Annotated in this window: 4 protein-coding genes; all 4 read right to left on the bottom strand. The window is 73.5% G+C overall.

Translation table 11 applies throughout. The features are described from left to right. Positions 1–122: 122 nt before the first annotated feature. Positions 123–923: a nitrilase-related carbon-nitrogen hydrolase gene (locus IF73_RS0136820; protein ID WP_031015821.1), complete on the bottom strand. Its 801-nt coding sequence runs from the start codon at positions 921–923 to the stop codon at positions 123–125. 14 nt (positions 924–937) lie between these two features. Beyond that, positions 938–2,263, bottom strand: coding sequence for an APC family permease (locus tag IF73_RS0136815; RefSeq protein ID WP_031015820.1), 1,326 nt, complete (start codon positions 2,261–2,263; stop codon positions 938–940). Next, complete coding sequence (locus tag IF73_RS0136810; protein ID WP_051717741.1) at positions 2,263–3,603, bottom strand: amidohydrolase; 1,341 nt, start codon at positions 3,601–3,603, stop codon at positions 2,263–2,265. The genes IF73_RS0136815 and IF73_RS0136810 overlap by 1 nt, the downstream gene beginning before the upstream one ends. 1 nt (position 3,604) lies before the next feature. Next, the coding region (locus IF73_RS0136805) for a hypothetical protein (RefSeq protein WP_051717739.1) at positions 3,605–4,510 on the bottom strand (906 nt) is incomplete at its 5' end.

Genomic DNA, 4,510 nt, shown 5'->3' with positions numbered 1-4,510 from the left:
GGCGGGGACGACGGCCGGGGCGGGGGTGGACTCGGGACGGTTCATGGGTTCTTCCTCGGGTTGTACGGGGTTTCCGTGCGGCCGCCCGTGCGCGCGGCCGCGTGACAGCGGACAGGGCGGGCTCAGTCGGGCGGGCGCACGGGGATGCGGCGGTCGGCGAGCGCCGGGAACTCCGCGCGGGTCCGGTCGGCCAGCGCCGGGTCGACGTCCGCGACCAGCACCGCGGCCTCCGGCCCGGCCTCGGCGACCACCCGGCCCCACGGGTCGACGACCAGACTGCCGCCGCCCGCCCGCACCCCGGCGTGCGCGCCGGCGGCGTTGCAGGCGACGACCCACGCCTGGTTCTCTACGGCCCTGGCCTGCACCAACAGCCGCCAGTGCGCGATCCGTCCGGCGGGCCAGGCCGCCGTCACGAGGAGCACCCGGGCGCCGTCGTCGATGAGCGCCCGGTACAGCTCCGGGAACCGCAGGTCGTAACAGGCGCTCAGACCCAGCCGGCCGAGCGCGGAGTCCGCGCACCGCACGGTGGTTCCCGCGCTCAGCAGCGTGCTCTCCCGGGAGCGGTGGCCGAAGAGGTGGACCTTCCGGTAGGAGTGCAGCAGCCCGCCGTCCGGTCCGAACAGCAGGCTGGTGTTGTGCAGCCGGCCGTCCTCGCCGCGCTCGACGAGGCTCCCGGCGTGCAGATGGACGGAGGCCGCGCGGGCGGCGGCGCCCAGCGCGCGCACCGCGGGCCCGGTCAGGGGCTCGGCGGTGCGGGCGTAGTCGTCGAAGTTGAAGAAGCCGGTCGCCCACAGCTCCGGCAGCAGGACGAGGTCGGCCCGGTGCCGGGCGGCGTGCGAGACGACGGCCTCGCCCATCGCGGCCACCCGCTCCGCGAAGGGCGGACGGTGGTCGACCTCGGCCTGGATCAGTACGACGCGCACGGGCCGGTCCCTCCTCAGACGCTTCCGTGTTCGGCGGGCACCTCGTCGTCCCGGACCGGCGCCGGCCCGGGGGCGCCGCCGCCCCGGGAGCGGCTGGTCCAGCGGGCGCAGACCAGGCCGAGGAGGATCCAGCCGACGCCGGTGAGGATGCCCACGGCGCCCGCGGAGGTGATGAAGACGAAGCAGAGCGCCAGGGCGAGCGCCGGCACCACCGGGTACAGGGGCGCCTTGAACGAGGCGGAGATCCCGCGCCGCCGGGCGACGAACAGGGCCACGATGGAGGTGATGAACGTGAGGGTGTAGAGGAACCCGGTCGCCGAGACCGCGAAGCGCAGGTTGCCCGCCGTGGACATCACCGTCTGCGCGACACCGGCGGCGACGATGGCGACGACCGGCACCTGCCGGCTCGTCGCCGTGGACTCCAGGACGCGCGGCGCCAGCCGGTCCCGGGCGAGCACCATCGACGAGCGCGAGATCACGATCAGGTTGGCGTTGACCGCGGCCAACAGGGCGACCAGCACGATGCAGTTGACGACGAACGGGCCGTGGGTGCCGAAGAACACCCGGCTGACGTCGACGACCGGGGTCTCCGAGGCGCCCAGCCGGTCCCAGGGGATGATGCCGTTCTCGATCAGCAGCAGTCCGGCGTACAGGATGAACGAGATGCCGAGGCTCGTCAGGATCGACAGGGGGATCGTCCGGCGCGGCTCGGTGATCTCCTCCGCGGAGACGACGATGGCGTCCCACCCGGTCAGGGCGAGGAAGCCGATCAGCGCCGCCTGGAGGACACCGCTCATGCCGTGCGGCATGAACGGCGTGTACAGGGCGGTGTCCACATGGGTGGCGCCCAGCGCGATGAAGCCGAGCAGCACCAGCACGGTGAGGATCAGCGCGATGAACTGGACCTTCCCCGAGAAGCGGATGCCGAGCAGGTTGAGGCCGGTGAAGACGGCGATCACCAGCGTCGAGGCGACCGGCTGGCTCAGCGACGGGACGAGCAGATGGAGGTAACTGCCCACGCCGATGCCGACGTACGAGCTGGCGCACATCCAGGCGCCCCAGTTCGCCCAGCCCACCACCGTCGCCACGAACGGCGGCAGATGGCGCTTGGCGTAGGCGTAGGGGCCGCCCGAGTCCTCGTGCATGGAGCTGAGTTCGGCGTAACAGAGACTGAGGATCAGCGACGCCGCGAACGCGATGCCGAACGAGACGACCACCGCCGGACCGGCGATGCCGCTGGCGGTGCCGCTGAGCACGAAGATGCCCGCACCGATGATCCCGCCCACACCGAGGGCGGTGGCCTCCCGGAAGCCGATCTTCTGGGTGGTTTTCGTCGACATCAGAGTCCTTGGCTGGTGGTTCCGGTGAGGTACGCGAGGGCCGCCGTCACCAGCGCCTCGGAGGCGGTGTGCAGGGTCGGGCGGGGGTCGGGGGCGAACTGCGGGGAGTGGTTGACGGGAAGGCTCTTCACCTTCTCCTGCGGGGTGTCACCGGGCGCCGCGAGCCAGGCGTCGAGGGAGGCGCCGCCGACGACCCAGTAGACGGTGGGCACCGCGTCGCCGTCGTAGTGCGGCCCGGCGCCCGCGGCCCCGAAGTAGGGGAAGTCCTCGCTGGCGGCGAGCAGCGGCATCGGCACCACGCGGCCCTCGCCGAAGTGGGCCAGGTGCGCGGCCCGCACCGTCCCGGTGTGCTCCGCGGAGTTGTCGTTGACCGGCACGCCCTCGGTGACCGTGACCTCCGGCGGGCGCGGCGCTCCCGAGGCCGCCGCCTCGGCCGCGGCGATGCGCTCGATCGAGGCGAGCAGCCGGGCCTGCAGCGCGTTGTCGTAGCAGCGCACGCTGATGCCGAGCTCGGCGGTCTCCGGGATGATGTTCGCCTTGGTGCCGGCGTGCAGGTAGCCGACGCTGACCACCGCGCAGTCCGCCGGGTCGGTCTCCCGGGCGACGATGGTCTGGAGCCGCGTCACGATGTGCGCCGCGATGACGACGGGGTCGACCGTGGCCTGCGGCGCCGAGCTGTGGCCGCCGCGCCCGTGGACCCGCACGCGGACGACGGCGGAGGCGGCCATCATCGGACCGGGGCGGTGCCCGACGACGCCCGCCGGCAGCGGCACGACGTGCTGGGCCAGCGCCACGTCGGGCTTGGCGACCTTGGCGTACAGCCCGTCGTCGAGCATCGCCGCGGCGCCGTCCCCGGTCTCCTCCGCGGGCTGCGCGACCGCCAGCACGGTGCCGCTCCAGCAGTGCCGCGCCCGGGCCAGCAGGGTGGCCGCCGCGATCAGCGAGCCGAGGTGGACGTCGTGCCCGCAGGCATGGGCCACCGGCACCGTGGCGCCGTCGCCGTCGACGGCCTCCCGGGTGCTGGCGTACGCCAGGCCGGTCGCCTCGCGGACCGGCAGGGCGTCCATGTCGGCGCGGAGCAGGACGACCGGCCCCTCGCCGTTGCGCAGCAGCCCCGCCACGCCGTGGCCGCCGATCCCGGTGGTCACCTCGTAGCCGGCCGCGTGCAGCCGGTCCGCCGCGATGCCGGCCGTCCGCTCCTCCTGCCCGGACAGCTCCGGGTGCCGGTGGAGGTCGAGGTACAGCTGCTCGATCTCGTCGAGATAGCCCGCGCCGAGAGGGGCGAGCACGGTCCGGGCCCGCTCGGCGAACGAGTCCTCGGACAGGTCCTGTCCGGTCATGTCACCGCCCTCCGGCCGCGCCGGCCGGCACCCGGCCCGAGGAGCGCCGGGCCCGGGCCGCCCGCAGTTCGCGGCGGGCCCATTCGCGGGCGATGCGCGGCAGTTCGGCCCGCGCCACCACGATGTAGGCGTCCTCCGGGCTGAGGTTCTGCCGGAAGAACGCGTCGATGCCGGGCTCGCCGCAGGTCGGCAGGTCGCCGTAGAGCGCGTCCAGGTTGTCGTACGCGCCGACGATCTTCAGGCTCGCGCGGTCGAACTTCTCGCTCTGGCCCAGCCATTCGGCCGCGTCCATGCCGATCAGCGACACCTGGCGGCTGATCGGCGCGTGCGGCGACGGCCAGATGTTGTCCGCGCCGCAGCCGTTGCGCAGCAGCCGGTAGACCACCGGGCTCTCGGTGCGGGCGAGCAGGTGGACCGGGCGCGGCGCGTACCGCAGGCACTCCTGGACGATCATCTTGGAGTGGATGTGCCCCATCAGGCCGCCGCCCTGCGAGTCCGGCAGCACGCCGCTGGAGTCGAGGTACAGGCAGTGGGAGTTGCCGAAGACCCGGCGGTGGTAGCCGGTCCAGCCGCTCACGTTGCCCAGCGGGTCGACGAGCAGGCAGAAGGTGGTGATCTTCTCGAAGAAGCGGCCCGCCCGGCGGTCCCGCCAGTACGGCGTCATGTCGGCGCCGAACGCCTTGGTCGAGATCTCCACGAGGAGGGAGAAGACGGCGGTCTGGAACTCCTCGGTGAACCGCGAGGTGTCGCTCCAGCGGAGGTACGACCAGCCGTCCTTGAGGCGGTGCAGCGGCAGCTTGTCCGGGGACGCGGCGCGCAGCACGCCGAGGCTGTGGGTGGCGGGGGACGGAGAGATGACGGGCTCCTTTCGGGCGCGGGAGACGAGGGGGGAAGGGGGCCTGAGGGG

It is taken from the genome of Streptomyces sp. NRRL F-5727 (assembly GCF_000719555.1).
GTDB lineage: Bacteria > Actinomycetota > Actinomycetes > Streptomycetales > Streptomycetaceae > Streptomyces.
The sequence above is the reverse complement of the archived record's forward strand: the minus strand, read 5'-3'. Positions and strand labels throughout refer to the sequence as shown.